10 protein-coding genes and 2 tRNA genes are annotated in these 15,327 nt (G+C 68.4%); 9 read left to right on the top strand and 3 right to left on the bottom strand.

All coding sequences use genetic code 11. The features are described 5' to 3' along the window. Nucleotides 1-492: 492 nt before the first annotated feature. Nucleotides 493-3,054: a TonB-dependent receptor gene (locus tag ASE43_RS04355; protein WP_057159567.1), complete on the top strand. Its 2,562-nt coding sequence runs from the start codon at nt 493-495 to the stop codon at nt 3,052-3,054. A gap of 934 nt (nt 3,055-3,988) precedes the next feature. Next, nucleotides 3,989-4,486: a CinA family protein gene (locus tag ASE43_RS04350; protein ID WP_056175695.1), complete on the top strand. Its 498-nt coding sequence runs from the start codon at nt 3,989-3,991 to the stop codon at nt 4,484-4,486. A gap of 51 nt (nt 4,487-4,537) precedes the next feature. Here ASE43_RS04350 and ASE43_RS04345 read toward each other — a convergent pair whose 3' ends face one another. Further along, nucleotides 4,538-5,479 carry a helix-turn-helix domain-containing GNAT family N-acetyltransferase gene (locus tag ASE43_RS04345; protein WP_057159566.1) on the bottom strand — a complete coding sequence of 314 codons (942 nt, stop codon included), beginning with the start codon at nt 5,477-5,479 and terminating at the stop codon, nt 4,538-4,540. A gap of 117 nt (nt 5,480-5,596) precedes the next feature. Here ASE43_RS04345 and lexA point away from each other — a divergent pair, with 117 nt between their 5' ends. From lexA to ASE43_RS04310, 7 genes are all read left to right on the top strand, one after another. Then, nucleotides 5,597-6,244, top strand: coding sequence for a transcriptional repressor LexA (lexA, locus tag ASE43_RS04340; protein WP_056175690.1), 648 nt, complete (start codon nt 5,597-5,599; stop codon nt 6,242-6,244). Between the two features lie 228 nt (nt 6,245-6,472). After that, complete coding sequence (recA, locus tag ASE43_RS04335) at nt 6,473-7,510, top strand: recombinase RecA (RefSeq protein WP_056175687.1); 1,038 nt, start codon at nt 6,473-6,475, stop codon at nt 7,508-7,510. A 54-nt stretch (nt 7,511-7,564) separates the two neighbouring features. After that, entirely contained in the window at nt 7,565-8,122 is a 558-nt protein-coding gene (gene recX / locus ASE43_RS04330; protein WP_057159565.1) for a recombination regulator RecX, read from the top strand. A 166-nt stretch (nt 8,123-8,288) separates the two neighbouring features. Next, complete coding sequence (gene alaS / locus ASE43_RS04325; protein ID WP_057159564.1) at nt 8,289-10,922, top strand: alanine--tRNA ligase; 2,634 nt, start codon at nt 8,289-8,291, stop codon at nt 10,920-10,922. A gap of 156 nt (nt 10,923-11,078) precedes the next feature. After that, nucleotides 11,079-11,282 (top strand): carbon storage regulator CsrA, encoded by a 204-nt coding sequence (gene csrA / locus ASE43_RS04320; RefSeq protein ID WP_055899964.1) that lies wholly within the window; start codon nt 11,079-11,081, stop codon nt 11,280-11,282. A gap of 69 nt (nt 11,283-11,351) precedes the next feature. Next, nucleotides 11,352-11,444, top strand: a tRNA-Ser gene (locus tag ASE43_RS04315). A gap of 142 nt (nt 11,445-11,586) precedes the next feature. Further along, a tRNA-Arg gene (locus ASE43_RS04310) sits at nt 11,587-11,663 on the top strand. A gap of 273 nt (nt 11,664-11,936) precedes the next feature. On the opposite strand, the gene ASE43_RS04305 is transcribed toward ASE43_RS04310, so the two are convergent. Continuing rightward, complete coding sequence (locus ASE43_RS04305; RefSeq protein ID WP_057159563.1) at nt 11,937-12,656, bottom strand: response regulator; 720 nt, start codon at nt 12,654-12,656, stop codon at nt 11,937-11,939. Next, nucleotides 12,653-15,304: a sensor histidine kinase KdpD gene (locus ASE43_RS04300; RefSeq protein WP_057159562.1), complete on the bottom strand. Its 2,652-nt coding sequence runs from the start codon at nt 15,302-15,304 to the stop codon at nt 12,653-12,655. The genes ASE43_RS04305 and ASE43_RS04300 overlap by 4 nt, the downstream gene beginning before the upstream one ends. Nucleotides 15,305-15,327: the final 23 nt, after the last annotated feature.

The raw sequence follows: 15,327 nt of genomic DNA, 5'->3' as shown, positions 1-15,327 counted from the left end.
GTCGGCGCCAGCGCCCGATCAGCCAGGGACCTCGTCGGTACCGATCCGGGGACCGATCGGCGAGCCGGCGCCGCGCTCGACTGGCCGCGCGTGCGTTCGACCGCCCGCGTCATGGCGACGGTTACGCCCCCTGCCACACGACTCGGACGAACGGTCGTGCGATTGCTGCTGCGCGGCATGACGCAGGCGACGGGCGTGCTAGCTTCCGCTATCTTTGCTTTTGTGCGCAGCGTCAATGATCCGGCGTATGTCGTAATCGCGACGCCGTTGACGTGGTAGTTCGCACGGGGGGCGCGTCTAGGGGGCGTGCCTGCGCGGTTCGCGCAGTAGTCAGGGTCGTCAATTCGCAGGGCCAGATCTCCGCCGGCAGGTGCCGGCGGTTTAACAATGTCAGGGGAGGTCGCGATGAGTGCACGCAAGTCGGCTAGCCAGGGAACACGGAACCATGGACGTCGGCGTCTCGCTTTTGCGGTAGCCGCGGCGCTTGCGGCGATGACCGCCGCGCCGTTGTACGCGCAGCAGGCGCCGCCGGACGCGAGCGCGAAGGACGAGGAAGAGGCGACCACGCTCTCCGGCCTCACCGTGACCGCGCAGAAGCGCGAGGAAGCGCTGCAGGACGTGCCGATCGCGATCACCGCGCTGCCGCAGCAACTGCTGCAGGACACCGGCGTGCGCGACGTCAAGGACTTGCAGGTGCTGGTGCCCGGCCTGACCGTGACCAGCACCCAGAGCGAGGCCCAGACCACCGCGCGCATCCGCGGCATCGGCACCGTCGGCGACAACGCCGGCCTGGAGTCGTCGGTGGGCATCGTGATCGACGGCGTCTACCGCCCGCGCAACGGCGTCGGCTTCGGCGACCTGGGCGAGATCGAGCGCATCGAAGTGCTCAAGGGCCCGCAGGGCACGGTGTTCGGCAAGAACACCTCGGCCGGCGTCATCAACGTCATCACCCGCCGCCCCGACTACAACACCAGCGTCGAGGGCGAGTTCACCATCGGCAACTACGGCGCGCTCGGCCTGGCCGGCGCCTTCAACACGCCGATCGGCGACAACGCCGCGTTCCGCATCTATGGTGCCAAGCGCGAGCGCGACGGTTTCGTCGACGTGCGCACCGGCGCCGGCCCGCGCCAGGAAAAGGAAGACTTCGACCAGAACTTCCACACCCTGCGCGCGCAGTTGCTGCTGGAGCCGACCGAAAACCTCGACATCAACCTGATCGGCGATTTCACCAGCCGCGAAGAGAACTGCTGCGTGGGCGTGACCACGGTGCGAGGCGGCACCGGCGCCATCATCGACGCGCTGTCGCCGGATTCCGGCGTGGCCCCGGTCGCTGACCCGTATGCACGCATCGCCTACAGCAACCGCAGCACCGAGCAGGACATGAAGGACAAGGGCGTCTCGGCCGAGGTCAACTGGATCACGCCCTGGTTCAACAACGCCACCCTGACCTCGATCACCGCCAAGCGCGAATGGCGCGCGATCAACGGCCTGGACTTCGACTTCAGCAGCGCCGACCTGCTGTACCGCAACGCCGACGAAGACGAGTCGCTGACCGAGTTCAAGACCTTTAGCCAGGAGTTCCGCCTGACCGGTTCGACCGACAAGATCGACTGGATGTTCGGCCTGTTCTTCTCCGACGAAGACTTGAACCGCAACGAGACCTACCGCATCGGCAACGCCTACGAGCCTTACCTGTCGACCGCGTTGCTGGCGCTGATCAACCCGGCCCTGGCGCAGTCGCCGACCGCCGCGACCTTCCTGTCGCAGACCACCGGGCGCCCGTTCGGCACCGCCTTCGCCGGCTTCGGCGCCGACGACAAGTACCGCCAGAACGCCAAGACCAAGGCCTTCTTCACCAACAACACCTGGCATGCGACCGACGCGCTCGACGTCACCCTGGGCGTGCGCTACACCCAGGAGAACAAGGAACTGGATTCGCGCTACAGCAACCCCAACGGCAGCCCCGGCTGCGCGTCGTACTTCGGTCCCAACGGCCAGGTCAGCCCGGCCGCGCAGGGTCGCATCGCCGCGGCGCTGACCGGGCGCGGATTGCCGTTCGCCTCGCTGCCGCCGGCCCAGCAGGCCGCGATTATCAGCAACATCATCGGTTACAGCTGCTTGCCCTGGGCCAATCCGCTGCACAACGGCCGCGCGACCCATCAGGAGAGCGACGAGAAGGAATGGTCGGGCACGCTCAAGCTGGCCTACCGCTGGAACGACCACGTCATGACCTATGTGTCGGGCGCGCGCGGTTACAAGGCCGGCGGTTTCAACCTCGATCGCGTGCAGTCGGCCAACGGCCTGTCCAGCGCGGGGCAGGGCATCCGTCCGGTCGACGACACCTCGTTCCCGGGCGAGTTCGTCAACAGCTTCGAGCTGGGCGCCAAGACCACCTGGGCCGACGGCAACCTGCTGCTCAACGCCACCTTGTTCCACCAGACCTATTCGGACTTCCAGCTCAACAGCTTCCTCGGCACCAGCTTCGTGGTGCGCTCGATTCCGGAAGTGATCTCGCAGGGCATCGACACCGAGATCCTGTGGCAGCCGCAGAAGGGCCTGATGATCCAGGGCGGCCTGACCTACGCCGACACCCGCTACGGCGACGAACGTCCGGGCGGCGACTTCGTCGCTCCGGGCGGCACGGCCCCGGCCGGTGCGCTGTACAAGCTGCCGGGCAGCCAGGTCAGCTTCGCGCCGTACTGGTCGGGCTCGGCTTCGATCACCTACGACTGGAACTTCGCCAGCGACCTGGTGGCGCGCTTCAACGTCGGCGCCAAGTACATGTCCGACTACAACACCGGCTCCGATCTGGATCCGGAGAAGGACCAGGGCGCCTTCACCGTGGTCAACGCGCGCATCGCCATCGGCCGCCGCGACCGCCGCTGGATGGTCGAGTTGTGGGGCCAGAACCTGTTCGACGAGGAATACGCCCAGGTCGGTTTCGACGCCCCGCTGCAGAACGTGTCGCCGCTGCCGAACAACGCTTTCAACTCGTTCAACGCCTTCCTGGGCGCGCCGCGTACCTACGGCGTGACCTTCCGGGTCTCGTACTGAGTTCATCGCGCTTGCGGACCGGCGCAACGCCGGCCGGAAGCAGGGCGCACACCGCGACGCGCGGGCCGCAAGGCCCGCGCGTCGTCGTTTCCAATGGCCTTCGATGCCGCTCCTACCCCAAAGCAGGGCCTTCTGTGGGGGCGGCGTGAGCCGCGATTTCGCGGTGGCCGGAGTCGCGCGATCGCGATTTACGCAGCTCCCACAGGCAGCGATGGCTTCGAGTGGCGCTTTCGCTCCGTGGCCTCCCGGTCGCGACTTACGTCGCTCCTACCCCAAAGCAGGGCTTTCTGTGGGAGCGGCGTAAGCCGCGATTTCGCGGTGGCCGAAGTTGCGCGATCGCGGCTTACGCCGCTCCCACAGGCCGCGACGGCTTCGATTGGCGCTTTTGCTTCGTGGCCTCCCGGTCGCGACTTACGTCGCTCCTACCCCAAAGCAGGGCCTTCTGTGGGAGCGGCGTGAGCCGCGATTTCGCGGTGGCCTGAGTTGCGCGATCGCGGTTTGCGTCGCTCCCACAGGCCGCGACGGCTTCGATTGGCGCTTTTGCTTCGTGGCCTCCCGGTCGCGACTCACGTCGCTCCTACCCAAAGCAGGGCTTTCTGTGGGAGCGGCGTGAGCCGCGATTTCGCGGTGGACTGAGTTGCGCGATCGCGGCTTGCGCCGCTCCCACAGGAAGCGACGGCTTCAACTGGCGCTTTCGCTGTCGCCTCCCGGTCGCGACTCACGTCGCTCCTACCCCAAAGCAGGGCCTTCTGTGGGAGCGGCGTGAGCCGCGATTTCGCGATGGCCGAAGTCGCGCGATCGCGGTTTACGCCGCTCCCACAGGAAGCGACGGTCCTCGGCGTGGCGATGGCCCGGACCCGGCGTTCCACTCGCGCCACCCCAGCGTTGCCAGATCCCGCAAAGCGTCGGCGCGGCGGGCCGTTATAGTGCGCGCATGACCGACGTCTCCGATGCCGCCCTGCAAGACCTCGCCGAACAGGTAGGCGAGGCCGCCCGCAGCCACCACCACATGCTGGTCACCGCCGAAAGTTGCACCGGCGGCTGGATCGCCAAGACCCTGACCGACATCGCCGGTTCCTCCGGCTGGTTCGAATGCGGCATGGCCGCCTACAGCTACGAAGCCAAGCAGTCGCTGCTGAGCGTGCGCCCGCAGACCCTGGAGCAGTTCGGCGCGGTCAGCCGCGAGACCGTGATCGAGATGGTCTCCGGCGCCCTGGCCAATACCGGCGCCACCCTGGCGGTCGCGGTCACCGGCATCGCCGGCCCCGGCGGCGGCACCGAGGACAAGCCGGTCGGCACGGTCTGGATCGCCTGGAAGCGCCGCGGCGGCTACCCCAAGGCCGAGGTCTTCCATTTCGCCGGCGACCGCGAGGCGGTGCGTCGCCAGACCGTGGCCGCGTCGCTGCAGGGCATGTTGGCTCTGGCGACCTGATTTCTCACCGGCGTCCGGCCCGCGGCCGGGCGCCGTCGCCCGTTGTCGCGCTCAATCCAGATCGCGCTCCCACACCTGCCCGATCAGGTCGTGGCCGAAACTGTGGTGCGGGTACTGCTCGATCAATTGGAAGCCGCGGGCTTCGTAGATCCGGCGCGCCGCGCTCAGCAGGTCGTTGGTCCACAGGCGCATGCGCGCATAGCCGGCCGCACGCGCGAACTCCAGACAGGTATCCACCAGGCGCTGGCCGACGCCCAGCCCGCGCGCGCGCGGATCGACCAGCAGGCAGCGCAGCTGCGCGGTGTCGGCTTGGTCCTGGTTGCGGACCACGAACACGCAGCCGATGCGCTCGCCGTCGAGTTCGGCGACCCAGCAGCGCTCGTAGCGGGGATCGTGCTCGCCGGCGAAGGCTGCGAACAGCTTGGCCACCAGGGCCTCGAACTCGCCGTTCCAGCCATACTCGTCGGCGTACAGGCGGGCGTGGCGTTCGATCGCCCAGCCGATGTCGCCAATGCCATGCTCGCGGACCAGGACGCGCTGCGCGGGCGGCAGCGCCTGCGGGGTCAGCGCGCGCTGGATCTCGCCGGTCGCCCGCAGCAGGCGCTCGCGCTGCAGCGGCGGCAGCGCCGCCAGCATGTCCGCGGTGGCTTGGTGGGAATTACGATCGAGCAGGGCGAAGGTCTCGCGACCCCGCGCCGACAAGGTGAGCTCGTAGCTGCGCGCGTCCTGCCGCGAGCGCGTCTTCTCGACCAGCCCGGCCTCGGCGAAGCCCTGCAGGATCCGGCTCAGGTAACCCGGGTCCAGGCCCAGTTCCTCGCCGATCGCGCGCGCGGCGACCGGTTCGCGCTGGGCGAGTTCGAACAGCACGCGCGCCTGGGTCAGCGTATAGGGGCTGTCCAGCAGGTCCTCGCGCAGCACGTCGATCTGGCGCGTGTAGAAGCGGTTGAAGGCGCGGACGGCGTCGACTTGGGCGGTTTCGACTTCGGTGGCCATGGCGGGTGCGCGGGGTGGGGGCGAGTCTGTAATCTGGCCAATATGTTTGACTCAGTCAAATAAAATCCGGATGAGCGGTCTTGCCCGTAGGGGTTGTTAGTAGTAATACTGCTAACCATGGACCTGACCGATACCCAGCAAGCCATGCTCGCGCTGATCGCGGAACGGATCGAAGCCGAGGGATTCCCGCCGTCGCAGACCGAGATCGCCAAGGCCTTCGGTTTCAAGGGCGTGCGGGCCGCGCAGTACCACCTGGAGGCGCTCGAGGCCGCCGGTGCGATCGAACGCACCCCGGGCCGCGCGCGTGGCATCCGCGTGCTGCAGCCGCCGCCGGCGCAGCAGGGCCGGTTGGCGCTGCTGGCCGCCAACGACGAAGCCCTGCGCCTGCCGGTGCTGGGGCAGGTCGCGGCCGGGCGGCCGATCGGCTCCGGCGCCCAGCTCGACGCCGACAACTACGTGCTGCTGGATCGCAACATGTTCTTCCCGTCGCCCGACTACCTGCTCAAGGTCAAGGGCGATTCGATGCGCGACGAGGGCATTTTCGACGGCGACCTGATCGGCGTGCACCGCACCGGCGACGCGCGCTCGGGCCAGATCGTGGTCGCGCGCATCGACGACGAGATCACGGTCAAGCTGCTGAAGATCGGCAAGGACCGCATCCGCCTGCTGCCGCGCAATCCCGATTACGCGCCGATCGAGGTCCAGCCCGATCAGGATTTCGCGATCGAGGGTTTGTACTGCGGTCTGGTCCGGCCCAACCGTTGAGCGCGGCGATGAGCGCTTGCATTCGCTTCGGACTTGCCCCAGATCGCGGCGTCGGGATTTCCTCCGGCCCGATGGGGAGAAATCCGACAAGCGCTCGGGTGATTGCCCAACTGCGCCGGCCCGGCCCGCGGAATAAATTTTCATCGAAGGCGCGACGGTCTCAGTCCGTGCGATCCGCGTCCTCTACATTGCCTTCCAACACGACACCGACTCTTTAAGGACACCACGATGGACGAGAACAAGAAGCGCGCCCTGTCGGCCGCCCTGGGCCAGATCGAGAAGCAGTTCGGCAAGGGCTCGGTGATGCGCATGGGCGACCGCGCGGTCGAAGTGGCCGAGGTCATCGGCACCGGTTCGCTGATGCTCGACATCGCGCTGGGCATCGGCGGCCTGCCCAAGGGCCGCGTGGTCGAGATCTACGGTCCGGAATCCTCGGGCAAGACCACCCTGACCCTGCAAGCCATCGCCGAATGCCAGAAGAAGGGCGGCACCGCCGCCTTCATCGACGCCGAGCATGCGCTGGACCCGATCTACGCCGCCAAGCTCGGCGTCAACGTCGACGACCTGCTGCTGTCGCAGCCCGACACCGGCGAACAGGCGCTGGAAATCGCCGACATGCTGGTGCGCTCGGCGGCGGTGGACATCGTGGTGATCGACTCGGTCGCCGCGCTGACCCCCAAGGCCGAAATCGAAGGCGAGATGGGCGACCAGCTGCCGGGCCTGCAGGCGCGTCTGATGAGCCAGGCACTGCGCAAGCTGACCGGCAACATCAAGCGCTCGGGCACCCTGGTGGTGTTCATCAACCAGCTGCGCATGAAGATCGGCGTGATGATGCCCGGCCAGAGCCCGGAAACCACCACCGGCGGCAACGCGCTCAAGTTCTACGCCTCGATCCGCCTGGACATCCGCCGCATCGGCGCGATCAAGAAGGGCGACGAGATCATCGGCAACCAGACCAAGATCAAGGTGGTCAAGAACAAGCTGGCGCCCCCGTTCAAGCAGGTCGTCACCGAAATCCTCTACGGCGAGGGCATCTCGCGCGAGGGCGAACTGATCGACATGGGCGTGGAAGCCAAGCTGGTCGAAAAGTCCGGTGCCTGGTACAGCTGCGGCGACGAGCGTATCGGTCAGGGCAAGGAAAACGCCCGCCAGTACCTCAAGGAGAATCCCGAGGTCGCCAACCGCCTCGAGGCCGCTCTGCGCGAGAAGTTCGTCCCGACCGACGTCAAGCGCGACGAAGTCGACGCCGAAGGCCAGGACGACTGAGGCAGCCGATGCCGGCGGCCGACGCCGGCACCCTTGGCTTGAGCCCGATCGGATATGCACGAAGACGAACCGCTGCACGACTCGGAGCCCAGTCCCGGCTCCACCGGTGACGACCGCCCCGAGGGCGGCCGCAGCGGACGTCGCCGCGGCGGTCGCGAGCAGAGCCCGACCCAACGCGCCCTGGGTCTGCTGACCCGGCGCGAGCACTCCAGGAAGGAGTTGCAACGCAAGCTCACCTCGCGCGGCATGGACGCCGGCGAGGTCGAGACCGCCATCGAGGCCTTGTCCGGCCTGGGGTGGCAGGACGACGCCCGCTTCGCCGAAAGTCTGGTGCGCAGCCGCGCCAGCAGCGGGTACGGCCCGGTCCGAGTCCGCGCCGAGCTGGCCACCCACGGGCTGGACAGCGAGGCCATCGCCCGCGCGCTGGACAGCTACGAGGGCGATTGGCTGGAGAACGCCCGCGACCTGGTCCGACGCCGCTTCGGCGGGCCGTCCGACGGGTCTGCCGGGGAGGATCTGGCCCTGCGCCGCAAGGCCGCCGACTTCCTGATACGCCGAGGTTTCGACGGCGAACGGGTGCGTAAAGCGACTCGTTTCGATCCCGACGACTGAACGCAAGCCGAAAACGCTTGCGGACTCCGCGCAACGGGGCCCGGAGCCTGTTAGGCTACGCGGCTTTCGGGTTTTGGGTTGCCTGTTCCAGTCGACGCCCCCATCGTGAGGGCAGAGGCCCTGGACCGCCAGTCCGGCCCGGTCCTATCGAGTTCGCGCGTCAGGCATGAAAACCACCAACGAAATCCGTAGCGATTTCCTCGAGTTCTTCCGTGGCAAGGGTCACACCATCGTTCCGTCTGCGCCCCTGGTGCCGGCCAACGACCCGACCCTGCTGTTCACCAACTCGGGCATGGTCCAGTTCAAGAACGTGTTTCTCGGTAGCGAGAAGCTCGGCTACGTACGTGCGGCCGACGTTCAGCGCTGCCTGCGCGCCGGCGGCAAGCACAACGACCTCGACCAGGTCGGCTACACCGCGCGCCACCACACCTTCTTCGAAATGCTGGGCAACTGGTCGTTCGGCGACTACTTCAAGGAAGACGCGATCGCCTGGGCCTGGGAGCTGCTGACCGGCGTGTGGGGCCTGGCGCCTGAGCGCCTGCTGGTCACGGTCTACCACACCGACGACGAAGCCTTCGATATCTGGAACAAGCAGATCGGCGTGCCGGCCGATCGCATCGTGCGCATCGGCGACAACAAGGGCGCGCCGTACGCTTCGGATAATTTCTGGCAGATGGCCGACACCGGCCCCTGCGGTCCCTGCACCGAGATCTTCTACGACCACGGCGAGCACATCGCCGGCGGCCCGCCGGGTTCGCCCGACGAGGACGGCGACCGCTACATCGAGATCTGGAACCTGGTGTTCATGCAGTTCGACCGCCAGCCCGACGGTAGCCTGATGCCGCTGCCGGCGCCCTGCGTCGACACCGGCATGGGCCTGGAGCGTCTGGCCGCGGTGCTTCAGCACGCCCACAGCAACTACGAAATCGACCTGTTCCGCCGCCTGATCCAGGCCGCCGCGGAATTCACCTCCACCGCCGACCTCGACAACAAGTCGCTGCGGGTGATCGCCGATCACATCCGCGCCTGTTCGTTCCTGATCGTCGACGGCGTGCTGCCCTCCAACGAAGGCCGCGGCTACGTCCTGCGCCGCATCATCCGTCGCGCCCTGCGCCACGGCTGGATGCTGGGCCAGAAGCAGCCGTTCTTCTACCGCATGGTCGCCGCCCTGGTCGAAGTCATGGGCGAGGCCTACCCGGAGCTGCCGGCCAAGCGCGAGCTGGTCGAGCGCGCCCTGCAGGCCGAGGAAGAGCGCTTCGCCGAGACCCTGGACTCGGGCATGCGCATCTTCGACGAGGTCGCCGCACGCTCCCAGGACGCGATCCCGGGCGCCGACGCGTTCCGCCTGTACGACACCTACGGCTTCCCGGTCGACCTGACCGCCGACATCGCGCGCGAGCGCGGCCTGTCGGTGGACATGGCCGGCTTCGACGCCGCCATGGAAGAACAGAAGCGCCGTGCGCGCGAGGCCGGCAAGTTCGGCAACGCCACCACCATGCCGGCCGAGCTGGCCGCGCAGCTGGCGCCGACCCAGTTCCTGGGCTACGAGCGCCTGACCGAAGGCGGCCTGGAAGTCGTGGCCCTGCTCAAGGACGGCCGCCCGGTCGACCTGATCGAGGCCGGCGACGAGGCCGTGGTCATCCTCGACCGCACCCCGTTCTATGCCGAAAGCGGCGGCCAGGTCGGCGACGCCGGCGAGCTGGACGAGGCCGGCACCCGTTTCCTGGTCCGCGACACCCAGAAGTTCGCCGGCCAGTTCCACGGCCACCTCGGCCGCATGAGCGCCGGCACCCTGCGCCGCGGCGACCGCGTGCTCGGCGCCGTCGACGCCCCGCGCCGCGCCGCCACCGTGCTCAACCATTCCGCCACCCACCTGCTGCACGCCGCGCTGCGCCAGGTGCTGGGCGACCACGTGGTGCAGAAGGGTTCGCTGGTCGCGCCCGACCGCCTGCGTTTCGACTTCGCCCACTTCCAGCCGCTCACCGACGCCGAACTGGCGCAGATCGAGCGCCGCGTCAATGCGGAAGTGCGCGGCAACCATGCCGCTGAAGTCCACCAGATGGGCATGCAGGAAGCCCTGGATTTCGGCGCCCTGGCGCTGTTCGGCGAGAAGTACGGCGACCGTGTGCGCGTGCTTCGCATGGGCGAGACCTCGACCGAGCTGTGCGGCGGCACCCACGTGTCGCGTACCGGCGACATCGGTCTGTTCAAGATCCTCGCCGAGGGCGGCGTGTCGGCCGGCGTGCGCCGGATCGAGGCGGTGACCGGGCAGGGCGCTCTGGACCACGTCACCGAGGAGGAGCAGCGCCTGGAAGAGGCCGCTCGCCTGCTCGGCGGCAACCCGTCGGACTTGTCCGACAAACTGCGGTCGCTGTTGGACCGGCAGAAGAAACTCGAACGCGAACTCGAAGCCATCAAGGCGAAGGCGGCCTCCGGGGCCACCTCCGACCTGGCCGCCTCGGCGGCCGACATCCAGGGGGTCAAGATCATCGCGACCCGCCTGGAGGGCTTCGACGCCAAGGCCCTGCGCGAGGCGGTCGACCGCCTCAAGCAGCAGCTGGGCGACGCGGTGATCCTGCTGGCGGGCGCCAGCGAGGGGAAGGCGGCTTTGGTCGCAGGAGTGAATGGAAGCGCGACCGGCAAGGTCAAGGCGGGGGAACTGCTCGCCCACGTTGCCGGTCAGATCAACGGCAAGGGCGGCGGCCGCGCCGACATGGCGCAGGGCGGCGGAGATGACGGTCCGGCCTTGTCTCAGGCCCTGGCTGGTGTCGCAGGCTGGGTCGAGAGTAGGTTAATCTGAACGGCGAACAGTGACTTCTATCGCTTGCGGCCGATTTTGGCCGCTGGCTAAGATGGTTCACGTTTGTGTACAAAACTGTAAGCGCTTTCCGTGATGCTGCTATGCGGAATGTCGCCAACGCCGGCAAACGAATTGCCGGCACGAGGAGGTTTTCCAATGCTGATCCTGACGCGTCGCGTCGGTGAGACCCTGATGATCGGCGACTCGGTGACCGTCACCGTGCTCGGCGTCAAGGGCAACCAGGTGCGTATCGGTATTACCGCACCGAAAGATGTCGCTGTGCATCGCGAAGAGATCTACCAGCGCATCCAGCGCGGCGAAGAACCGGCCGACGACTCCGGCAAAAACGCGGCAGGCTGATAAAAAAGTTTGCCGCGCGCGGGATGAGCCGTTATGCTTCCCGCCCGCAAACGCTGTACGTGTTTCCGCGGAGACTTGCCCGAGAGGCCGAAGGGGCTCCCCTGCTAAGGGAGTATGGGGTCAAAAGCTCCATCGAGGGTTCGAATCCCTCAGTCTCCGCCAGTTGTCACGAAGGCCGCCTTGGGGCGGCTTTTGTCTGCGGAAGGTTTCGTTCGTAAGCGTTAAATGCGAACGAAATCGGACGTAGAAAAAGCATCGAAATGTTTGACGATTTAGAGCGGTTCCGTCATAATTCTTCGACTGCGCGCCCGTAGCTCAGCTGGATAGAGCACCAGGCTACGAACTTGGGGGTCGGGAGTTCGAATCTCTCCGGGCGCACCATATAAAAAGCAAAAGGCCGACAAGCGAACCTTGTCGGCCTTTTTGCTTTGCGCGCGTGCCGCGTTGGAAGGCATGCGTCCAAGCGAACAGCACCTCCCACGCCTCCCAGTCACCATGCAGCCTGGCTTCGCGCATGGACCTACCGCCCCTGTGAGAGCGGCGTAAGCCGCGATCGCGACCTTCCGGTTGCCGCGCAGATCGCGGCTTGCGCCGCTCCCGCATAAAGCGACACGCACGAATTCGCGGCATCGTCCCGCGCCGTATAGCCCCTCGCTAGCGCCGCTCGATAAAGCGCAAACCCACGCCCGGCTCGGTAACGATGTAGCGCGGCGCCGCCGCGTCGTCGCCCAGCTTGTGGCGCAGTTTGCCGACCAGGATGCGCAGGTAGTGGGTGTCGTGCTGATGGGTCGGCCCCCACAGCTCGCGCAGCAGCTGCGGCTGGGTGACCACGCGGCCGGCGTGCTGGACCAGCAGGGCGAGCAAGGCGTACTCCTTGCGCGCCAAGGCGACGCTCTCACCGTCCAGGCGGACCTCGCGCCGCGCCAGATCGACGCGCAGGCGGCCGTCGTCGAACACCGGCAGCGCTTCGCCCTGGGTCGCGTGCGAGCGCAGCAGGGCGCGCACGCGCGCCATCAGTTCCTGTACGCCGAAGGGCTTGGTCACGTAGTCGTTGGCGCCGGCATCGAGCGCGGCGACCTTCTCGGCTTCGCCGGCGCGCACGGTGAGCAGGATCACCGGCACCGAGGACCACTGGCGCAGCTCGCGCAACACCTCATGGCCGTCGCGATCGGGCAGGCCCAGGTCGAGGATCACCAGGTCGGCGCCGTGGGTGGCAAGCGCCTCCAGGCCGCCGGCGCCGGTGTCGGCGGTTTCCACCGCGTAACCCTGCGCGCGCAGGCTGATGTCGAGGAACTTGCGGATCTGCGGCTCGTCGTCGACCACCAGCACGCGTGCGGTCTGGGTGGCGGCACTGGCGGCGGAGTCCTCGGTCATGCGGTGGCGGGCGCGGCGGGTTCGATGGGGGGCAGGGTAATGCGGATCGTGGTGCCGCGGCCATCCGCACCGGGCAGGGCTTCGACGCTGCCGCCGTGGGCGCCGATCATGCCCTGGCAGATCGCCAGGCCCAGGCCGGTGCCCTGGCGGCCGCGATCGCCGCGCTCGACGCTATAGAACATGTCGAAGATGCGCTTGCGCTCGTCCTCGGGAATGCCGGGGCCGCGGTCGCGCACGTCGATGCGCAGTTGCTCGTCGACACGGCGCGCCTCGACCGTGACCACCTCGCCCGGCGGGGAGAATTTGGCCGCGTTCTCCAGCACGTTGAACAAGGCCTGCTCGACCAGGGCCGGGTGCACCCAGATCGGTCCCAGCCCGGGTTCCAGGCGCAGTTCGAAGCGTGCGTTCGGCTCGTAGCGTTGCAAACGCGTGACCGCCGAGCCGATCAGCTCGTCGACGCCGATCCAATCGCGATTGAGGGTGAGCCCGCCGTGGCCGAGCCGGGTCATGTCCAGCAGGTTCTGGATGTAGCGGTCCAGGCGCTCGCCTTCGATGCGCACCGTCTCCAGCAGGCTGTGGCGGTCCTCGCGGCTCATCGCCTCGGCGTAGTTGTCCAGGCTGCTGGCCGCGCCGATGATCGCCGCCAGCGGCGAGCGCAGGTCGTGCGACACCGACGACAGCAGCGCCGAGCGCAGGCGCTCGGTTTCGCCGCTGACGCGCGCGTTCTCCAGGTCGGCGACCAGGCGCGTGCGCACCGCCGCCTGGGCGATGTCCTCGGCCATGGCCTCGGCCAGGCGCTGCTGCTCCGGCCCAAGCCGGCCCATGCCTTGCGCAAAGCGCAGGCCGATCACGCCGCCGTCGCCGCCGCTGGCCAGCGGCAGGAACCACCAGTCCGAGCCGGCCAGGGTGTCGGTGTAGCGTCCGGCCGGCTGGCGGTGGCGCAGGCTCCAGTCGGCGGCCGCGCGGTCCTTGTCGCTCAGCTCGGGCAAGTCGGCGCCGTGCGCGCTCGCATCGCCGACGCGCACGATCGCGTCCGCGCCCAGCGAGCGCCGCAGCGCATCGCGGCCGGCCTGGGTCACCTGGCCCAGATCGGCGGCCGCGGCGAGCTGGCGGCCCAGGGCCTGCAGCGCGATCGCGTGCGCGTTGGCCGCGCGCAGCGCCAGCACCTGGGTGCGCAGTTTCGAGGCCAGGCGCCCGGCGACCAGGGCCGCGACCAGGAACAGCACCACCGTGGTCACGCCCTGGCTGGCGCCGATCAGCAGGGTGTAGCGCGGATCGATGAAGAAGAAGTTGTAGGCGAAGAAGCACAGCACCGCCGCGATCACCGCCGCGGTCATGCGCGTGCGCGCGGCCACCACCACCACCGCGACGATGAAGATCAGCGACAGATCGTCCAGGCCGATCCAGCGTTCGGCGATCCACGCCAGCGCGGTGGCCATGGCCGCCGCGATCACTGCCAGGCCGGCGTCGGAGCGGGTCAGCAGGCCGCGCAGCGGGCGCAGCGCGCGGCGCGCCTTGGCGCGCGCTTCCGGCGTGCTGACGATGGTCAGTTCGTAATGGGCGCCGCGCTGGATCAACTGCTGGGTGAGCGTGCGATTGAACATGCGCGCGAACGGGCGCTCGCGCGTGCGCCCGAGCACGATCGCGCTGACGCCGGCGCGCGCGGCGTGGTCGAGCAGGGCGTCGACGATGCTGGGGCCGTGCAGCACCACCGCATCGCCGCCGAGGCGGCGCGCGAGGGCGAAGGCGCGGTCGAGTTCGAGTTGCTGGGCGTCCTGCGGCGCGGCGCCGGTCTGCACCGTCACCACCGTCCAGGGGGCGTCGCGGCGTTCGGCCAGGCGGCGCGCGATCCGCACCAGGTATTCGGATTGGCCGCGGCCGTCGATCGCGACCAGCACGCCGCGCCGCAGCGGCACGCCGGGCAGGCCGCGCGCGGTCTGGGCCTCGCGCAGGTCGCTGTCGACGCGATCGGCGGCGGTCTGCATCGCCAGCTCGCGCAAGGCGGTGAGGTTGCTGGGCGAGAAGAAGGCCTGCAGCGCATGCGCGGCCTGCTCGGGCACGTAGACCTTGCCCTGCTGCAGGCGCTCGATCAGTTCGCGCGGCGGCAGATCGACCAGGACAATGTCGCGCAGGCGGTCGAACAGCGCATCGGGCACGGTCTCGGCCACGCGCACGCCGGTGATGCGGTGGACGACATCGTTGAGGCTTTCCAGGTGTTGGATGTTGACGGTGCTGTAGACGTCGATGCCGGCGTCCAGCAGTTCCACCACGTCCTGCCAGCGTCGTTCGTGGCGGCTGCCGGGCGCATTGCGGTGCGCGAGCTCATCGACCAGGGCCAGTTTGGGTCGGCGTGCGAGCAGGGCATCGAGGTCCATTTCCTCGATCGTGCGGCCCTGGTAGTCGATGCGCTTGCGCGGCAGCAGTTCCAGGCCCTCGACCAGGGCGCCGGTCTCGGCGCGGCCGTGGGTCTCGACGATGCCGACCACGACCTCGCTGCCGCGGCGCTGCAACTCGCGCGCGCGGCTGAGCATGGCGTAGGTCTTGCCCACGCCGGGCGCGGCGCCGAGGAAAACGGTCAGGCGGCCGGCGCCCTGGCGTTGGAGTTCGCCGATCAGGGCGTCGGCCTGGGCGCTGCGGGCATCGGTCATGGGCGGCATTGTGCGCTCCGAAT

The organism is Lysobacter sp. Root983 (genome assembly GCF_001429345.1).
Lineage (GTDB): Bacteria > Pseudomonadota > Gammaproteobacteria > Xanthomonadales > Xanthomonadaceae > Lysobacter.
This window is presented reverse-complemented; position numbering and strand designations above follow the sequence as displayed.

What these genes read in the sequence shown, in the direction of transcription:
- alaS (WP_057159564.1), top strand. Translation starts at nt 8,289, where the DNA reads ATGAAAACCACCAACGAAATCCGTAGCGATTTCCTCGAGTTCTTCCGT.
- ASE43_RS04300 (WP_057159562.1), bottom strand. Translation starts at nt 15,304, where the DNA reads ATGACCGATGCCCGCAGCGCCCAGGCCGACGCCCTGATCGGCGAACTC.
- recX (WP_057159565.1), top strand. Translation starts at nt 7,565, where the DNA reads ATGCACGAAGACGAACCGCTGCACGACTCGGAGCCCAGTCCCGGCTCC.
- ASE43_RS04355 (WP_057159567.1), top strand. Translation starts at nt 493, where the DNA reads ATGACCGCCGCGCCGTTGTACGCGCAGCAGGCGCCGCCGGACGCGAGC.
- lexA (WP_056175690.1), top strand. Translation starts at nt 5,597, where the DNA reads ATGGACCTGACCGATACCCAGCAAGCCATGCTCGCGCTGATCGCGGAA.
- ASE43_RS04305 (WP_057159563.1), bottom strand. Translation starts at nt 12,656, where the DNA reads ATGACCGAGGACTCCGCCGCCAGTGCCGCCACCCAGACCGCACGCGTG.
- recA (WP_056175687.1), top strand. Translation starts at nt 6,473, where the DNA reads ATGGACGAGAACAAGAAGCGCGCCCTGTCGGCCGCCCTGGGCCAGATC.
- ASE43_RS04350 (WP_056175695.1), top strand. Translation starts at nt 3,989, where the DNA reads ATGACCGACGTCTCCGATGCCGCCCTGCAAGACCTCGCCGAACAGGTA.
- ASE43_RS04345 (WP_057159566.1), bottom strand. Translation starts at nt 5,479, where the DNA reads ATGGCCACCGAAGTCGAAACCGCCCAAGTCGACGCCGTCCGCGCCTTC.
- csrA (WP_055899964.1), top strand. Translation starts at nt 11,079, where the DNA reads ATGCTGATCCTGACGCGTCGCGTCGGTGAGACCCTGATGATCGGCGAC.